This window comes from Sellimonas catena (genome assembly GCF_027924685.1).
Lineage (GTDB): Bacteria > Bacillota > Clostridia > Lachnospirales > Lachnospiraceae > Sellimonas > Sellimonas catena.
This window is the reverse complement of the sequence record NZ_BSBO01000006.1, coordinates 97,696-113,884: the sequence shown is the minus strand read 5'-3', so window position 1 is coordinate 113,884 and position 16,189 is coordinate 97,696. Positions and strand designations below refer to the sequence as shown.

At 45.0% G+C, this 16,189-nt stretch carries 18 protein-coding genes and 1 tRNA gene; 16 read left to right on the top strand and 3 right to left on the bottom strand.

The window, feature by feature from the left end; genetic code table 11:
• Positions 1–407: 407 nt before the first annotated feature.
• Positions 408–956 carry a hypothetical protein gene (locus Selli1_RS04480; RefSeq protein WP_281844621.1) on the bottom strand — a complete coding sequence of 183 codons (549 nt, stop codon included), beginning with the start codon at positions 954–956 and terminating at the stop codon, positions 408–410.
• 218 nt (positions 957–1,174) lie between these two features.
• On the opposite strand from Selli1_RS04480, the gene Selli1_RS04475 reads away from it, so the two are divergent.
• From Selli1_RS04475 to ptsP, 7 genes are all read left to right on the top strand, one after another.
• A complete protein-coding gene (locus Selli1_RS04475) occupies positions 1,175–1,399 on the top strand; it encodes a hypothetical protein (protein ID WP_087168167.1) in 225 nt (74 codons plus the stop codon).
• A gap of 247 nt (positions 1,400–1,646) precedes the next feature.
• A complete protein-coding gene (locus tag Selli1_RS04470) occupies positions 1,647–2,615 on the top strand; it encodes a sigma-70 family RNA polymerase sigma factor (protein ID WP_275532796.1) in 969 nt (322 codons plus the stop codon).
• A 27-nt stretch (positions 2,616–2,642) separates the two neighbouring features.
• A complete protein-coding gene (gene lgt, locus Selli1_RS04465; protein WP_281844622.1) occupies positions 2,643–3,404 on the top strand; it encodes a prolipoprotein diacylglyceryl transferase in 762 nt (253 codons plus the stop codon).
• A 225-nt stretch (positions 3,405–3,629) separates the two neighbouring features.
• A complete protein-coding gene (locus tag Selli1_RS04460; protein ID WP_281844623.1) occupies positions 3,630–3,941 on the top strand; it encodes an FGGY family carbohydrate kinase in 312 nt (103 codons plus the stop codon).
• The gene (locus Selli1_RS04455; protein ID WP_281844715.1) at positions 3,823–4,554 is read left to right on the top strand and encodes an FGGY-family carbohydrate kinase; all 732 of its coding nucleotides are present in this window, start codon (positions 3,823–3,825) and stop codon (positions 4,552–4,554) included. The genes Selli1_RS04460 and Selli1_RS04455 overlap by 119 nt, the downstream gene beginning before the upstream one ends.
• A gap of 118 nt (positions 4,555–4,672) precedes the next feature.
• Entirely contained in the window at positions 4,673–4,978 is a 306-nt protein-coding gene (locus tag Selli1_RS04450) for a PTS sugar transporter subunit IIB (RefSeq protein ID WP_087168164.1), read from the top strand.
• Between the two features lie 61 nt (positions 4,979–5,039).
• Positions 5,040–6,665, top strand: a complete 1,626-nt coding sequence (ptsP, locus tag Selli1_RS04445; protein WP_191435222.1) for a phosphoenolpyruvate--protein phosphotransferase — start codon at positions 5,040–5,042, stop codon at positions 6,663–6,665.
• 48 nt (positions 6,666–6,713) lie between these two features.
• On the opposite strand, the gene Selli1_RS04440 is transcribed toward ptsP, so the two are convergent.
• Positions 6,714–7,409 (bottom strand): Crp/Fnr family transcriptional regulator, encoded by a 696-nt coding sequence (locus Selli1_RS04440; RefSeq protein WP_087168162.1) that lies wholly within the window; start codon positions 7,407–7,409, stop codon positions 6,714–6,716.
• Between the two features lie 131 nt (positions 7,410–7,540).
• Between Selli1_RS04440 and Selli1_RS04435 the strand changes: the two genes are divergently transcribed.
• The 4 genes from Selli1_RS04435 to Selli1_RS04420 are packed head-to-tail and all read left to right on the top strand — an operon-like array spanning position 7,541 to position 10,945.
• On the top strand, positions 7,541–8,416 hold the full coding sequence (locus tag Selli1_RS04435; RefSeq protein WP_087252408.1) for a DUF3100 domain-containing protein: 876 nt from the start codon (positions 7,541–7,543) through the stop codon (positions 8,414–8,416).
• A complete protein-coding gene (locus Selli1_RS04430) occupies positions 8,417–8,863 on the top strand; it encodes a hypothetical protein (protein ID WP_281844625.1) in 447 nt (148 codons plus the stop codon). It abuts the gene before it with no gap.
• A 16-nt stretch (positions 8,864–8,879) separates the two neighbouring features.
• Positions 8,880–10,205: an amidohydrolase family protein gene (locus Selli1_RS04425; RefSeq protein ID WP_191435216.1), complete on the top strand. Its 1,326-nt coding sequence runs from the start codon at positions 8,880–8,882 to the stop codon at positions 10,203–10,205.
• Complete coding sequence (locus Selli1_RS04420) at positions 10,193–10,945, top strand: sulfite exporter TauE/SafE family protein (RefSeq protein WP_087168158.1); 753 nt, start codon at positions 10,193–10,195, stop codon at positions 10,943–10,945. Before Selli1_RS04425 ends, Selli1_RS04420 begins: the two co-directional genes overlap by 13 nt.
• Here the strand turns inward: Selli1_RS04420 and Selli1_RS04415 are convergent.
• Positions 10,942–12,651, bottom strand: a complete 1,710-nt coding sequence (locus tag Selli1_RS04415; RefSeq protein ID WP_281844626.1) for an ABC-ATPase domain-containing protein — start codon at positions 12,649–12,651, stop codon at positions 10,942–10,944. The two genes, Selli1_RS04420 and Selli1_RS04415, sit on opposite strands and share 4 nt — an antisense overlap.
• 143 nt (positions 12,652–12,794) lie before the next feature.
• On the opposite strand from Selli1_RS04415, the gene Selli1_RS04410 reads away from it, so the two are divergent.
• The 5 genes from Selli1_RS04410 (at position 12,795) to Selli1_RS04390 (ending at position 16,013) form a co-directional block, all read left to right on the top strand.
• The gene (locus tag Selli1_RS04410) at positions 12,795–13,067 is read left to right on the top strand and encodes an acylphosphatase (RefSeq protein ID WP_281844627.1); all 273 of its coding nucleotides are present in this window, start codon (positions 12,795–12,797) and stop codon (positions 13,065–13,067) included.
• Positions 13,068–13,070: 3 nt separating this feature from the next.
• Positions 13,071–13,676, top strand: coding sequence for a GNAT family N-acetyltransferase (locus tag Selli1_RS04405; protein WP_281844628.1), 606 nt, complete (start codon positions 13,071–13,073; stop codon positions 13,674–13,676).
• Between the two features lie 37 nt (positions 13,677–13,713).
• Positions 13,714–14,583 (top strand): YitT family protein, encoded by an 870-nt coding sequence (locus Selli1_RS04400; protein ID WP_087168154.1) that lies wholly within the window; start codon positions 13,714–13,716, stop codon positions 14,581–14,583.
• A 20-nt stretch (positions 14,584–14,603) separates the two neighbouring features.
• The gene (locus Selli1_RS04395; protein ID WP_281844629.1) at positions 14,604–15,797 is read left to right on the top strand and encodes an FprA family A-type flavoprotein; all 1,194 of its coding nucleotides are present in this window, start codon (positions 14,604–14,606) and stop codon (positions 15,795–15,797) included.
• Positions 15,798–15,939: 142 nt separating this feature from the next.
• A tRNA-Arg gene (locus Selli1_RS04390) sits at positions 15,940–16,013 on the top strand.
• Positions 16,014–16,189 lie beyond the last annotated feature (176 nt).

The window sequence follows — 16,189 nt, the reverse complement described above, 5'->3', positions numbered from 1 at the left end:
AAGACTACCGAAATATCTGCGTAACGCACTCCATCCAGAGTCTATAGGGGCATAAATCACTATTTTGTCATCTGAAATATTGAATTTTCAAGGAGCGAAGCCCATTTCAGGTATGGGAAGTCTTAGTAAGTGAATTTTAGATAGTTGAAAAGAAACGCAAAGCAGGGAGAAAAATTCATGGAAGTATTTTTGAGTATATTAGTAGTATTGATTTTTTATCTTATACTGGTCATATTAATTTCATTGATACGGGCACTTTTTAGTATAAGAAAAGGGAAAAAATATGCTAAGGAAACCTTCCTGTTATTGACCGGAGTAATTACTGTTTTCTTTCTGAAAAGAGAGAGTAAATAGTCAACAGAAAAAATCCAGTTTATATAACGAGTATTTGAACGCTGCAGATATTCTTATTCGATTGTCATGGTAATCAGAATATTATCCAGATTTACTTCCTCTTCATCGTAAGGAGTATTCAGACTCAGATCGCGTGAATACGATATACCGCTGTCATTGGTGACAGGATAGAGGCGGTAGTATTGCTCTTCAGCGGTATCTTCGATTTCAAATGTCTGAAAGCCGTTTAAAGTGCCCTGAAATCCATTAATTGCAAATTCATAACTGTTGATGTCTTCTGTATAGAAAGTTTCAGTATCATTTTCTTCTGCGACATAATTATCTTCGACAATTGCGGTGATCCTGTTTTCGCTGCCCTCCAACCGGATATCTGCATAGTGCCCCTTCTCAGGAGAACATAAGAATTCGGTGAGCTTCTCCCAGGTGTGCTGCTCCGTATTGGAATGGTAGATATTGAATACAACCTCCTCATAATCAATGTTGCTCAGATCATAGCCCAGATTTCCATGGTATTCAAGTTTCCTGGAAGAACATCCTGACGGGGAGAAAAGCAGTATTAAAACCAGAGCTGATATAATCCCATGCTTTGTCCTTCTTTTCATAGATTTCCCTCCTGTTCTGTATTATAAAAGCGGAAAATCAATCATTGTTATTTAATTTTAGTATACTATAAAAAAATTTTTTGTATAGTATTAAGGAAAATCTTAGAAATGTTTTAAATTTTATCCATAAAAAGGTCATAATCATTTGCTATACTTCGTATTGTACAAAGTAGATCATAAATATGTAGATGGCAGAGTATTGATAAGGAGGTATTTTTTTGTTAGTTGGTTTTTTAAAAACAGGAAAAGATGGAAATGTCTGTATATTATCAGCTCTGAACGGTGAGGGAAGAAGCATTATCAAACCGGGACAGTATCTATATATTAATGTTGCAAGAGGCTGGATTCCGGTTGAGCTGAAATATTCAGACAGAGAAAAACAGTTCTATTTTGAACATCTGCCAAACCTTCCGGTAAATGGAAGGATGGCTTTGGTAAAATAAGAAAAATGAATAAGATTCTTGTATGAAATCAGCAAGTCATGATACAATAAAGTGTAAGACAATGCTGGTTTTGACAGGATAGCCACAAAAGCTAAGAACAGACAGCCGGCTGAAACAACAGCCGGCTGTTGTGCTGATTGTCTTTGCAAAGAAGCGCAGTAAGAGTTCATGCACACACCCTCTGAAGGAGAAAATATAGATTTAATCAACATAGCAGGGGTCAGGCAGAAGAAAGGGCAGGGGAATTGTGGAAGAGAAAAAAAAGAAAAGAATCTTATCTCCGGATGATATAAAGGAAGAAGAGGCGAGACTTCTGGAAGATGTCGAAGATGAGGAGACACAGGAAACCGAGGCAGAAACAGTGGACTCTAAAATGTACGGAGACAGTGCAGGAGATTCGATCCGAATGTATCTGAATGAGATCAACAGGATCCCGCTATTGACTCCGGATGAAGAGCAGGAGCTTGCAAGACAGATTGCCGAGGGTGATCTTGAGGCGAAGAAAAAGATGGAAGAGGCAAATCTTCGCCTTGTGGTTTCGATTGCCAAAAAGTATGTGGGACACGGGCTTCAGCTGATGGATTTGATTCAGGAAGGAAATATCGGGCTGATGAGAGCGGTGGAGAAGTTTGATTATCAGAAAGGCTACCGTTTTTCAACGTATGCCTCCTGGTGGATCAAACAGTCCATGATTCGGGCGATTGCGGATCAGTCCAGAACGATTCGTGTGCCGGTACATATGTCTGAAAATATTACAAAAGTCAGGAGAGCTTCCAAGGAGCTTATGACGGAGCTTGGAAGAGAAGCCACACCAGCCGAGATAGCGGCAAAGCTCGGCGACAAGACGGAAGAAGAGGTACGAGATATTCTGGCATATGCCAGAACTCCGGTTTCATTGGAAACGCCGGTAGGAGAAGAAGAGGACAGCAGTCTTGAGAATTTTATCGAAGACAGCAATGCACAGCAGCCTGAGACTGCGGCAATTTCTACGATAGTAGGTGAAGAAATTGAAGAGCTGTTGAAGATTCTGCCGGAACGTGAGCAGGAGGTTATCCGTATGCGTTTTGGCATGAATGGTGAACGTGTCTATACATTGGAGGAAGTTGGACAGAAAATGCATCTGACAAGAGAGAGAATCCGTCAGATAGAAAGTAAAGCACTCAGAAGACTGAGGCAAAGAATGAGAGAGAAAGGACAAAATGAATATTTTGAATAAATATTTACTGTAACCAGGTGAGAAACAATGAAGAATGACTTGTTAACAATTGGCGGGCTGACAGTGCACGGTTATGGACTGATGATAGGAATTGGATTTATTGCGGCTTATCTGATGACAGAGTTCCGGGCCAGAAAATATCGAATGAATACGGATATCGTATTTACACTTTTTATAAGCTCGGTAGTTTTTGGGCTGCTTGGAGCAAAAGCACTATATTATCTGACAATTCTGGATCGGGTTATCAAAGATCCGGGTGTAATCATAGATGAAATGGAAGGCTTTGTGGTCTATGGAGGAATTATTGGAGGAGTTCTGGCAGGATATGTAGTCTGCAGAATCAAAAAAGAAAAATTCTGGCAGTATTTTGATCTGATTGCGCCGGCAATCGCTCTGGCCCAGGGATTTGGAAGGATTGGATGTCTGCTTGCGGGGTGCTGTTATGGAAAAGAGACGGATTCACCGCTTTCCATTACATTCCACACATCCGATTTTGCACCAAATGATGTGGCGCTGATACCGACGCAGATTTATTCCAGTATTCTGGATTTCCTGAATTGTATTGTGCTTTGTCTGATTGCAAGGTATGCGAAGAAAGAAAGAACAGTTTCAGGATGTTACCTTATTTTCTACAGTACAGGACGCTTTATTCTGGAGTTTTTCCGGGGAGACCTGGAGAGAGGAAGCGTTGGAGTGCTTTCCACATCGCAGTTTATCTCTATTTTCATTTTTGCAGCCGGGATAGTAGTGCTGCTTACAGGAAAGAAAAAAGCATTAGTAATGAAATAGTAGTTTTTTGTTTCGGAACAGGCAGCAGTCAAAGGAGTAACAATTACAAACGGCAGTAAGGTAGAGCCGCTTGTATTGCTGAAACATTTTGGACCGAACTGTCCGGATGTTCCGCAGATGACAGAAGAATAAAGAACAGCCCAGAATACCGGAAATCTGTATTCTGGGCTTTCTTGATCTATGGTAACCGATGGGAAAGAACAGAGAAAGGAAGGAGACAGACGGATGAAATATTTGATAGGAATCGATAATGGCGGGACATTTTCCAAGACAGCCTTGTTTGATGAGAAGGGAAAGCAGCTTGCGTCAGCAACTGTTCCGACACAGACACTGACGCCGAAACCGGGATATGCGCAACGGGATATGAATGAGCTTTGGAAAGTAAATGCGAAATCAATCAAAAGGGCGATAGATGAAAGTGGAGTGGATCCGGAAAAGATCGCCGGAGTATCATTTTCCGGACACGGGAAAGGGCTGTATCTGGTCGGAGCAGACCGGACTTCCGGCTGGAATTCCGGTGGCAGCGGGCATGTTTGACGTCAATGCCTGCGGCATTGCATCCGGACTCTGCAGTGAAAAGGAGCTTTGCATGATTGCGGGAACATGGAGCATCAATGAATTTATCCGTAGGGAGCCGGTCACGAATGGCACGGTATCTTTGAATTCCATGTTTTGCATTCCTGGATATTTTCTGGTGGAAGAAAGCAGTCCGACATCCGCGGGAAATATGGAGTGGTTTATACAGAATCTGATGAATTATGAAAAGAGAGAGGCAGAAGAAAAACAGGGATCGGTTTACGATGTGACGAACGACTGGGTCGCTTCCATTGAACCGTGGGACTGCAATGTGATTTTTCTTCCGTTCCTGAATGGATCCAATGTTAATCCGCTGGCCAGGGGATCCTTCGTAGGACTGACAGCATATCATACGAAGAAACATATGCTTCGGGCTGTCTATGAGGGAATTGTCTTTTCGCACGCATTACATGTAAAGAAACTTTTGAAAAACAGGGAGTGCCCGAAAACGATCCGGCTTTCCGGAGGGGCGGCAAAATCGGATGTCTGGGTTCAGATGTTTGCCGATGTGCTTCAGATACCGATTGATGTGATCGAGGACAAAGAACTTGGAGCCCAGGGGGCAGGACCGTGAAGAAGTTTTCGGAGGAAAAATGTAAAGAAATAGAGGGAAAATTCAGTAAAAAAGATTAAAAAAATCTGAGTTTTGTGGTAGAATAAAAAGCATAACATAAGAGAGGAGAGCTTAGAAGATGGCAGATAAAAGTTTAAATTTCTTAGTATGTTGTGCAAATGGGGCAGGTTCTAGTTTGATGGCTCAGATGGCACTGGAAAAGGTATTAAAGAAACATGGAATTGAGCCGGGAAAAGTACATCATTGCCCGATTTCAGAAGGCAGAGAGACTGCTCCGCAGTATGATGTGGTGATCTGTGCTCAGCACTTTGCAGATATGTTTACGGAAGCAGAAAAGCAGGGAGCAAAACTCATTGCCCTGCAGAACGTAATATCTGCGTCTGAGATTGAGGCGAAACTGAAAGAAGCAGGAATTCTTGAATAAGGATATTTAGGAGAGGATGCCGGAAGGAAGAACATTATATTTATAAAAGGAGAGTAGCGGTATGGAGAAATATGCAGGAAAATCTATCTTTCGAAAGGTAGCCATCGGCAAAGTGTTTTTCTATGAGAAAAATACGGCAGTGGTAAAGAGGACGAAAATCGATGATCCCAAAGCGGAGCTGGAGCGTTTCGAACAGGCTAAAGAAACCGCAAAAGCGCAGCTTCAGGGCCTGTACGAAAAAGCGCTGCATGAGGTCGGTGATTCAGGCGCGGCAATTTTTGAAGTACACATGATGATGATAGATGATCTGGATTATAACGGATCCATCCAAAATATGATTGAATCACAAAGTGTTAATGCGGAATACGCTGTGGCAATGACAGGAGATAACTTCTCCACAATGTTTGCAGAGATGGATGACGATTATATGAAAGCCCGTGCGGCCGACGTAAAAGATATTTCCGAGCGTCTGGTTTCTGTATTATCCGGATATGACAATGATATGGGGAATCTGGAAGAGCCTGTGATTCTTGTGGCAGACGATCTTGCACCAAGTGAAACTGTTCAGATGGATAAGTCCAAACTTCTCGCATTTGTAACAGAGCATGGATCATCCAACTCCCATACGGCGATTCTGGCAAGAACAATGAATATTCCGGCAATTATCGGTATCCCGATAAAGAAAGAGTGGCATGGCCATATGGCAATTGTGGACGGATATGCGGGATGCGTTATCATTGATCCTGATGAAGAGGAAATTGCAAAAGCCAAAAAAGCGGTGGTTGAAGAAGAAGAAAAACAGAAACTTCTCAAGACATTAAAAGGACAGAAGACGATTACAAAAGATGGAAAAGAAATTCATCTGTATGCAAACATCGGAAGTGTAGCGGATACAGCATCTGTTCTGATGAACGACGCGGAAGGAATCGGTCTGTTCAGAAGTGAATTCCTCTATCTGGAATCCGACACATATCCGACAGAGGCAGAGCAGTTTAATGCATACAAGACTGTTGCGGAGAACATGGCCGGAAAGAAAGTGATTATCCGGACACTGGATATCGGTGCTGACAAACAGGTGGATTATTTTGAACTGGATAAAGAGGAAAATCCGGCTCTCGGATACCGCGCAATCCGTATCTGTCTGACGAGAGAAGAAGTATTTAAAACACAGCTCAGAGCACTGTTGCGGGCGAGCGCATACGGAAATATTTCCATCATGTTCCCGATGATTATTTCTGTTGATGAAGTAAGGAAGATTAAACAGATTCTGGAAGAAGTAAAAGAAGAACTTCGAGAGTCCGGAATTCCATTCAAAGATGTTGAAATCGGTGTCATGATCGAGACACCTGCGGCTGTCATGATCAGTGAACAGCTTGCCCAGGAGGTTGATTTCTTCAGTATCGGAACAAACGACCTGACCCAGTATACACTGGCAATTGACCGTCAGAATCCAAAACTGGATGAGTTCTATGATGCACATCATCCGGCAGTGCTTCGCATGATTCAGATGACAATCGAGAATGGACACAAAGGAGGCGCGTGGGTCGGCATCTGCGGCGAGCTTGGAGCAGATCTGGAACTGACAGAGACATTCCTCAGAATGGGAGTGGACGAGCTTTCCGTTTCTCCGACATTTGTACTTCCGGTAAGAAACAGAGTAAGAGAGTTGGATCTTTCAGCAGAATAAAAAACGTATAAAAGGCAGCAGCCATCCGGAAATGGAAGGCTGCTGTCTTTATTTGCTCATATGGCGTTTCTCTTTCAGATAAATCAGGGCTGCTTTCATCTGCTCCTCGCTGAGGGAAAGTTTTCCTTTTACCGTACTGACAAGATGTTCCTCTTTCAATTTCTGGATGGTACGGTTAAGTGTTTTGACGGAGATACCGATCTCCTCATAGAGCTGCTGCCGTGTCTTTGGAATCATGCCGGAAGATTTATGTTCTTCAGCAAGATATTTGACAAGATAATCAAGGAGAAGATACTGTGGAGGATAAAAGAGTTTGCTGCCCCGGTTATAAGAGGAGCGGTACAGTTTGTAGGCGACTTTTCTGGAAACAAGACGGAGAAAATGAATGTCATTTTCGATCCAGTCTTCAAAATCTTTTCTGGAAAAATAAAGGACGGTACATTCGGTCAATGTTTCAATCGTCACGGAAGTGCGTTCTTTTTCAGCAAGGATGGTGACTTCCCCTACAAAATCGATGGGATCGTTCCGCTCGATCATGTAGACGTTGCCGTTTTCAAATTCGTTAATTACACGGTGGGAGCCTTCACAGACAATTCCGAAGTATTCCAGTGGTTCATCTTTCTGATGGATAATTGTTCCCGGTGGATAGGTATGTATCCAATAACGCTCGTTTAGTTTGTCAGGCATGTATTTCAGATAATCATTCAGTTCCGGTACACGGACACGCAGTTCTTCCAGCGTCATGTTTCTACCTCTTTCAACTTTTTTTACAGTATACTACAAAAAAATCTCCAAAACATCCCATTTGTCCTTTTTTTAGAAAAAAAGTCTGTGCTAATATGTCCGGGTAGAAAAAAAGAGGAGGAATGAGAGAGATGAAAAAAGAAGCTTTTCAATATCCGTCACTAAAAGCGAGAATGAAAAACGAGTATCGTATCATTCTTGCGGCATTTGTATTTATTTTAATTGCTGATTCAATCGGGCAGATTGAAATCCCGCTTGGACCGGGAAAACTGATTTTATTTCCGATTTTTTATGCCCTGATTCTGGGAGTCCTGTCAGGACCGGAAGTTCTGAAGTTCTTCAGGAAAAAAGAGGTCAAGGCGGCATCTAAGCTTGTGATCGTGGCGATCTGCCCGTTTATTGCAAAGCTTGGAATTAATGCGGGAGCAAGTATTGAAGTGGTGCTTTCCGCTGGACCGGCCCTGCTCTTACAGGAGATCGGAAACCTGGGAACCATTTTCCTTGCCCTTCCGTTTGCATTGCTGCTTGGCCTGAAAAGAGAAGCGATCGGAGCAACACATTCTATCAACAGGGAATCAAACCTCGCACTGATTACCGATATTTTCGGACCGGACTCACCGGAGGCGAGAGGAAGTCTTTCCATCTATGTGGTAGGAGGTATGGTAGGTACGATCTATTTTGGATTTCTCACTACCATGACAGCGGCAGCAGGAATTTTCCATCCATACGCCCTTGGAATGGCATCCGGAGTCGGAGCCGGAATTCTGATGGCAAGTGCGACGGCGAGTATCACGGCTATTTATCCGGATATGGCGGCAGAACTTTCTGCTCTTGCAAGTACAAGTGAGACACTGTCCGGCCTGACGGGAATCTATGTTGCTATTTTTATCGGAATCCCGCTCTGCCAGAAACTGTATACCTGGCTGGAGCCGAAATTTGCAAAACTCAGGCACGAGCCGAGTGAAGTGTTGACACGAAAAGCGGAAGAAAAAGTGGAGGAAGCATAAATGAGATATATCGAATGGATTGTCATGTTTGTAGTCGCAGGCCTTGGAATCGGCCTTGCAAATTTTGTGGGATTTGATGTGAACTTTATGGATTCGCTGCCGGGAATTCTGATTCTTCTTGGAATCTCTCTCGTGGCTGTTCTGGTAAGCAAAATTGTGCCGTTAAAGCTTCCGATTATTGCCTACTGCTCGATTATCGGACTTCTGGTTGCGTGTCCGATCTGCCCGGTGAGAGAGGGAGTCATTGAGGCGGTCAACAAAATCAATTTCACGGCACCGCTTACTATGGTTGGAGCTTTTGCAGGGATCTCGATCAGCGATCAGATCAAATCGTTTCTGAAACAAGGTTGGAAAATGATTATTGTTGGAATCCTTGTTATGACGGGAACATTTTTTGGTTCCTCGCTGATTGCGCAGGTCGTTCTGTCACTTACGAATGCAATCTGACAGGAGGAGAAAAATTATGAAAAAGGAAAAGATCGATCTTCTTCTTACGAATGTGGATTTTCTGGATGAGAACTGGGAGATGGTCTATGGAAAGGAGATCGCCGTCAAGGACGGTGTGATCACAGATATCCGGGAGCAGGGAACGTCCGGGGAACACTATGAGTCAGAAGAAACAGTAGACTGCCGTGGAAAGGTGTTTCTGCCGGGGCTGATTGATGCACATATGCATACCGGACAGCAGCTTTTGAGAGGACGTGTACTGGATGAAATGCCGATGATCTGGAAACGGATCATGCTGCCGTTTGAAAGTACACTGAATGAGGAAAAGATGCGGCTGAGCGCATCGCTTGCCGCGCTGGATATGATTAGAAGTGGGACATGCGGATTTATCGACGCGGGAAGCTACTATATGGAAGCGGCAGCGGAGGTCTATGAGAAGAGCGGGCTTCGCGGAGCGCTGTCAATGTCGACGATGGATGAAGACGGACTTCCGGAATCGATTGCCATGACGGCGGAAGAAGCGGTTCAAAGAACGGATGACCTTTATGAGCGTTTTCATGGAAAGGGCAATCTGAAAGTTTTCTATTCTCTTCGTTCTCTCATTTCCTGTTCGGAAGAGCTGATTGAGATGGCGGCTGAGCGGGCAAAAGAAAAGAAGACAACGATTCAGGCACATATGAACGAATATCCGGGGGAAATCAATCCGTACCTTTCCAGGTATCAGAAACGGCCTTATGAATTCCTGGAAGAGAAAGGCGTGCTGGGACCGTGGTTCCTGGGGGCGCACAGTCTGCTTCTGTCGGAAGAGGAAAAGGAACTGATTCGGGAGAGAGGTGTCAGAATCTGTCACTGCCCGTTCAGTAATTGTGGAAAAGCGGTTCCGGATACTCCGTCACTTTTGAAAAGGGGTATCCCGGTAGGACTTGGAACCGACGGGGCGGCTCATGGAGGTCTGAGCATCTGGAATGAAATGAAAATCTTCCGGTCTGTGATGAATGTGACGCACGGGGCGCCTCTTGCAGAACCTGCAGTCATGCCTGCAAAGAAGATTCTGGATATAGCGGTAAAAGGAGGCGCAGCCTGCCTTGGAGAAGAACCGGCTACAATTGCTGTGGGAAAACGGGCGGATCTGATCGGAATTGATATGGACGCACCGCACCTCTGGATTCATGGGAAAATCTCCAATACACTGCTGGAAAGTGTTGGGGCAGGAGATGTGAAAGACATGATTGTTGGCGGAAGATTTCTGATGAGAAACCGTGAGATTCTTACTTTGGATGAAGAAAAAATACGCAGCGAGGCACTTGCTTTTGAAAAAGGAGAATCAAGATGGAGTATCTGATTATTGTCATTGCGAACATTCTGATCGGAGGTATGATCGGGCTGACAGGGATTGCAGGATTCCTGCTTCCGATGCTGTATTCCGGATTTCTGGGAATGTCGACCATGCAGGGACTTGCGCTTAGCTTTTTTGCCTTTCTGATTTCGGGAGTGCTGGGGGCGTACAATTATTACCGGGCGAAAAATCTGGATCTGAAACTGGCGGTCTGGATCAGTATTGGAAGCTTCATCGGCGCCATCGGGGGAGTAAGACTCAACCTTCTGATTGAAGAAGGGATGGTAAAGAAAATTCTGTATCTTGTGGTACTGCTCTCCGGACTTTCCATTCTGCTCAGGAAAGAGCCGGGGGAGGAGAAAGAAAAAGACCAGACAGAACAGAAGATTCCTCCTGTGTTCTGGCTGATCTTTGGAGCGGTGACCGGCCTGATCTGTGCCCTTTCCGGGGCAGGGGGACCGATCCTTGTCATGCCGCTTCTTGTTGTGTTGAAAGTTCCGGTCAGAACAGCGGTCGGCATTGCGCTGTTTGACTCGATTTTTATTGCGATTCCGTCCAGCATCGGCTATGCGATGGGATGCCGTATGCAGGATTTGATCCTGCTGCTTCCATTGAGCCTGATCAGCCACGGAATCGGTGTATGGGCCGGCAGCAGAAATTCCGAGCTGATCCGGCCGGACATACTGAAAAAAGGGGTGGCAGTCTTTTCTGTACTGCTTGCTATTTTTAAACTGATCACCGGTTAGCGGGATTCACCCCGGTAACGGTTCAGGCAGGCATGGATTTCCTGAAGTCTTGGAATGGCATAGCCGCCTGGAATATAAGAATTTCTGAAGAACCCGGAATAGCCGTTCTGTTTTAATTCCTGATAAAGCAGATCTGCGATTTCCGGGATTGTCTTTTTCCCGTCTGAATAGTGATCTTTTGCATATCCAAGGAGCAGGGCAAGGGAAGCAGTCTGCTCGGAATCTTTGATCTGTTCTACATACCGTAGATCGACTTCCTCTTTCCCGATGGAAAATACATCTTTGGAACGCTGACGGATTTTTCCATCCCGCCGGTCTGCCTGTTTTTTGGAAGGCCGGGCGAAGATCCGCTTTGCCGAAGGCATCCGGAACGGAGCCGGTGAGGACGGAGAGAGCGGATAATCTTTGCAGAGTGTTTTGACTTTTTCGGTAATATCTACCGGGTGATAACAGTCCATCTGGATAACTGTATCGGCAATGTGGAAGAAGGCGCCGGAACTTCCGGCCACAAGGATGGTGGAGATACCGGCCTTTTCATAAAGATCCTGAGCACGTTCCAGAAATGGCGTGATCGGTTCTTTTTCCCGGCTGATCACCTGCTGCATAAACGTATCCCGTACCATGAAGTTGGTGGCGGATGTATCTTCATCAATCAGGAAAAGACGGCTTTCGGCCTCAATGCTTTCCACAGTCCCGGCCGCCTGGGAAGTACTGCCGCTTGCGTCCAAAGTAGAGAACGAAGTAGTGTCCCGGCCGTTTGGCAGGTCGTTGATAAACAGGGAAATATCTACGTTTTTGATGATCCGCCCGTCTTCGGAACGGAGTTTTACCGCACTTTCATCAGTGATGACATATTCCCGGCCATCCCCCGCGATATGCGGGTAGACTCCGGTTTCAAGCGCCTTTAAAAGCGTGGACTTTCCGTGATAGCCACCGCCCACAATGAGCGTGATCCCGCGTGGAATCCCCATGCCGGAGAGACTTCCCCTGTGAGGAAGATGTAAGGTAACCCGAAGGGATTCCGGGGAAGAAAAGGCAACCCCGTCTTTCATCGGAAGATCGGAAACGCCGCTCTGACGCGGCAGAATGGATCCATCTGCCACAAAAGCGGCAAGACCAAGACGATGAATTTCTTTTCGGATAAACGTCTGATCTTCCGCAAGCTCAAAGGTTTCGGTCAGCTTTTTCTTGTCGCAGGTCCGGTAAAGACACCCACGTTCTACACAGGACGGGAGAAAATCAAACAGGATCTTCTCAAGTTCGGTGGCATTGATGGTCCGGCCGTTTGCCGGAAAGCCGATATGGAAACGGAAAATCAGCGTACTGTCTTTGGAAGTGCAGATTTCACATGCGGTCCGGGCAAGAATTTCCTGTCCACAGCTGCTCACGGAGAGCAGGCCGCTCTTTCCGGACCCTTTTGCCTGGAAACTGAACTTCCGGATCTGGGAAGCAAACCGTCTCAGGAGATGATCTTCAAAGGCGGCTTTGGTTTCCGGTGTCTTGTAAAGGTCCTTTGGAAACCGGTGGACGGAAAAAGGAATCCGGATGGTTACATGGGAAGGGGAAGCGAACGGATCCCCCTGCACATGATCGATGCTGAGAGTGTACTCGCCAAAATCGTAGACTCCTTTCAAGGATTTATAGGCCGGATAACTTTTCCGGTGTATGGATAAAAGCTGTTTTTTTAAATCAGATGCGTGGTTCATAAATTCAAACTCCTTTCCGTTTGATTATAGCAAAAAAAAGAGGAATGTGGCATAATAAATACAGGGTGTCTTTTTGACAGAAAATGGAAGAGGCACCACCATGGAGAAAAAACAGGACAAAAGACGAGAAAGGAGTCTGTGGAATGTTGATCAGAAAGCATGTATATTTTTACGGCAGGGTACAGGGAGTTGGATTTCGCTGGCGGGCAATGCAGGCAGCAAAGGATCTGCATCTGACCGGATGGGTGAGAAATATGTACAATGGAAATGTGGAAATGGAAGTGCAGGGAAACGGCGTTATGATTGAACGGCTGTTTCAGGAGCTGAATTCCGACAGATTTATCCGGATAGAAAAGACAGAGATTCTCCAGATCCCGGCCGTGGAGGGAGAAAGTGAATTCTCTGTACGAGGATAGGATATGAGAAAGCGTTATACGACCGGCCGGTTGATTTTTCGGATGGCGGATCCTGCATTTGCCCGGATGACTGTGGAATTTTTTTCGGAGAACCGGGAGCTTTTCGAAAAGTGCGAGGAAAGACGGCCGGAGGAATTTTTTCTTCCGGAGTTTCAGGAGATCTGGCTGGATATTCAAAGGGAAAAAGCAAAAAAAGGAGAATGGTATTCCTTTTACCTTTTTGAAAAGGGGAAACCGCACAAGGTGGTCGGGACATTGAGCCTCAGCCAGATCCAGTACGGAAGTCTCTGTTCAGGTGTAATCGGCTACCGGATTGACCGGTTACGTCAGGGAGAAGGGCTTGGAACCGAGGCTGTCCGGGAAGGGACAAGGATCGGTTTTGAGGAGCTTCGTCTTCACAGGATGGAGGCTGACGTGATGCCCGAAAACCTTGCTTCCCTGCGGGTGCTGGAGAAGTGCGGCTATGAAAAGGAAGGGTATTTCCGGGAATATTTAAAGATTAATGGAAAGTGGGAAGACCATATTCACATGGCTGTCATACGTACGGAAGAAAGAACAAAAAAACAGGAAATTGCTGTTGTAAATCAAAGTAAGATTGCTATAATATAGAAGTAAATGTCAGACGAAATAAGAGAGGAAAAAACATATGGGGAAACAAGGAATTTTAAAAGAGGGGCTGCTGATTACAGTGGCAATGCTGATTGTTTCGGCTGCGGTATATTTTTTCATGGTGCCAAGCAAGATCGTTGTGGGAAGTGTATCCGGTCTGGCGATGGTACTCGCTGAGCTTCTGCATATGCAGATGTCTACAATTACCTTTATTTTGAATGTGGTACTGCTGATTGCAGGATTTATCTTTATCGGAAAAGAATTTGGAGCAAAGACGATCTATACCTCGCTTCTTCTTCCGGTATTTTTATGGGTATTTGAGCAGATTGTTCCGGTGACGGAATCCCTTACAGGCAACAGCGTATATGATCTGGTAGCATATATTCTGATTATCGCACTTGGACAGGCAATTTTGTTCAATGCAAATGCCTCATCAGGCGGACTGGATGTCGTTGCAAAGATTATCAGCAAGTACACCCATGCGGAGATTGGAAAGGCGGTGACGGTCAGCGGGCTGGTTACTGCATTTACATCCATTTTTGTGTATGATGTGGGAACACTGATTGTCAGCATACTGGGGACTTATGCCAACGGAATCGCGGTGGATTACTTTATTGATGGATTCAATAAGAGGAAGAAGATCTGTATTCTCTCTGATGAATATGAGGAAATACAAAGATACATCATGCAGGAATTGAAGCGCGGCGTAACCATTTATAAAGCGCGCGGCGGCTATGACGGGCAGGAGAAGACAGAACTTGTCACGATTATGACGCCAAATGAATATAAGCAGCTGTTAAATTATCTACACAAGTCGGAATTTCAGGCATTTATGACAGTATATAATGTCAGCCAGGTAATCGGCAAATGGAATATCAATGTGGATAAAAAGAAAAAAGCAGAATAAAGAGAAAGGAAGAGTGAAACATGCATTGTACTAGAAAAGTAACAGATGGAATTCATTGGGTAGGAGCAAATGACAGAAGGATTGCCAAGTTTGAAAATATGTTCCCGGTTCCAAGAGGAGTTTCCTACAATTCTTATGTGATTCTGGATGAGAAAACAGCACTGATGGATACAGCAGACAGCTCAGTTGCAGAGAGATTTATGGAAAATGTGACGGCCGTTCTGGATGGACGGACACTCGATTATCTTGTTGTTCAGCACATGGAGCCGGATCACTGTGCAAATATTGCAGCGATCATTGAAAAATATCCGGAAGTTACTGTTGTCGGAAACGCAAAAACCATGCAGATGATCGGACAGTTTTATGCCGGAACAAAGGCAGAGCATACCTTTCTCGTAAAAGAAGGAGACAAGCTGTCTTTAGGGGAGCATGAACTGAATTTTGTGACAGCACCGATGGTACACTGGCCGGAAGTCATGGTTACATACGAATCAAAGGAGAAGATCCTGTTCTCCGCAGATGCGTTTGGAACATTCGGTGCATTAAATGGAACACTCTTTGATGATGAGATCTTCTTTGACGCCGTCTGGATGGAGGACGCAAGGAGATATTATACAAATATTGTCGGTAAATACGGCCCGCAGGTACAGGCACTCCTGAAAAAGGCAGCCGGACTTGATATCGCCATGATCTGTCCGCTTCACGGACCGGTATGGAGAAATGATCTGGAACTTCTCTTAGAGAAATACGACCAGTGGAGCAGATATGAAGCAGAAGAAGACGGCGTCCTCATTGTTTACGGATCCATGTATGGAAATACAGAAAACGCGGCAGAAGTTCTGGCAGCAGAGATTGCGGAGCAGGGAATGAAAAACATCAAGATGTACGATGCTTCCGTGACGGACTGCTCTTATCTGATCGCAGAAGCATTCCGGTACAACCGAATCGTTGTGGCAGCCCCGACTTACAATGCAGGTCTGTTCGCGCCGATAGAGCATTTTCTCAATGACATGAAAGCACTCAATGTACAGAATAAGAAAATTGCCCTTCTGGAAAACGGCACCTGGGCTCCAATGGCAGGCAAACACATGAGAGCTATCGTTGAGTCTATGAAAAACATGGAAATCGTAGAGCCTGTAATCAGCATCAAATCCGCACTTCAGCCGGTACAGATGGAGGAGGTCAGAACGTTCGTAGGAGAACTTCTGAAATAGAAACAGAGGCGAAGGTAAAATATAGATAAAAATAAGACTGAAATGTAAAAAAAGTGTTGACAAATACGAAAACATCGTGTAGAATTATTTTTGTTGCTGAGGACAACAGATAACCAAAGCAACAAAGACAATTCTACATTGTGTGGGTTTAGCTCAGCTGGATAGAGCGTTTGGCTACGGACCAAAAGGTCGGGGGTTCGAATCCTCTAACCCACGTATAAAAGAGTTCTGATTAATCAGAACTCTTTTTTTCATTGTAAAACATTGGGGACGTGTTCCGATGCACAGGTACACGACGTAAATGAGCAAAAAATGCTCGAAACCCGCGTAAAATAAGGCAAAAACGGGATTGTCAAATTTTTTTCATCGGGGACAGGTTCCGAAACGCCGGA

What these genes read in the sequence shown, in the direction of transcription:
- Selli1_RS04480 (WP_281844621.1), bottom strand. Translation starts at nt 956, where the DNA reads ATGAAAAGAAGGACAAAGCATGGGATTATATCAGCTCTGGTTTTAATA.
- lgt (WP_281844622.1), top strand. Translation starts at nt 2,643, where the DNA reads ATGAAGAATGACTTGTTAACAATTGGCGGGCTGACAGTGCACGGTTAT.
- Selli1_RS04460 (WP_281844623.1), top strand. Translation starts at nt 3,630, where the DNA reads ATGAAATATTTGATAGGAATCGATAATGGCGGGACATTTTCCAAGACA.
- Selli1_RS04450 (WP_087168164.1), top strand. Translation starts at nt 4,673, where the DNA reads ATGGCAGATAAAAGTTTAAATTTCTTAGTATGTTGTGCAAATGGGGCA.
- ptsP (WP_191435222.1), top strand. Translation starts at nt 5,040, where the DNA reads ATGGAGAAATATGCAGGAAAATCTATCTTTCGAAAGGTAGCCATCGGC.
- Selli1_RS04440 (WP_087168162.1), bottom strand. Translation starts at nt 7,409, where the DNA reads ATGACGCTGGAAGAACTGCGTGTCCGTGTACCGGAACTGAATGATTAT.
- Selli1_RS04435 (WP_087252408.1), top strand. Translation starts at nt 7,541, where the DNA reads ATGAAAAAAGAAGCTTTTCAATATCCGTCACTAAAAGCGAGAATGAAA.
- Selli1_RS04430 (WP_281844625.1), top strand. Translation starts at nt 8,417, where the DNA reads ATGAGATATATCGAATGGATTGTCATGTTTGTAGTCGCAGGCCTTGGA.
- Selli1_RS04425 (WP_191435216.1), top strand. Translation starts at nt 8,880, where the DNA reads ATGAAAAAGGAAAAGATCGATCTTCTTCTTACGAATGTGGATTTTCTG.
- Selli1_RS04420 (WP_087168158.1), top strand. Translation starts at nt 10,193, where the DNA reads ATGGAGTATCTGATTATTGTCATTGCGAACATTCTGATCGGAGGTATG.
- Selli1_RS04415 (WP_281844626.1), bottom strand. Translation starts at nt 12,651, where the DNA reads ATGAACCACGCATCTGATTTAAAAAAACAGCTTTTATCCATACACCGG.
- Selli1_RS04410 (WP_281844627.1), top strand. Translation starts at nt 12,795, where the DNA reads ATGTTGATCAGAAAGCATGTATATTTTTACGGCAGGGTACAGGGAGTT.
- Selli1_RS04405 (WP_281844628.1), top strand. Translation starts at nt 13,071, where the DNA reads ATGAGAAAGCGTTATACGACCGGCCGGTTGATTTTTCGGATGGCGGAT.
- Selli1_RS04400 (WP_087168154.1), top strand. Translation starts at nt 13,714, where the DNA reads ATGGGGAAACAAGGAATTTTAAAAGAGGGGCTGCTGATTACAGTGGCA.
- Selli1_RS04395 (WP_281844629.1), top strand. Translation starts at nt 14,604, where the DNA reads ATGCATTGTACTAGAAAAGTAACAGATGGAATTCATTGGGTAGGAGCA.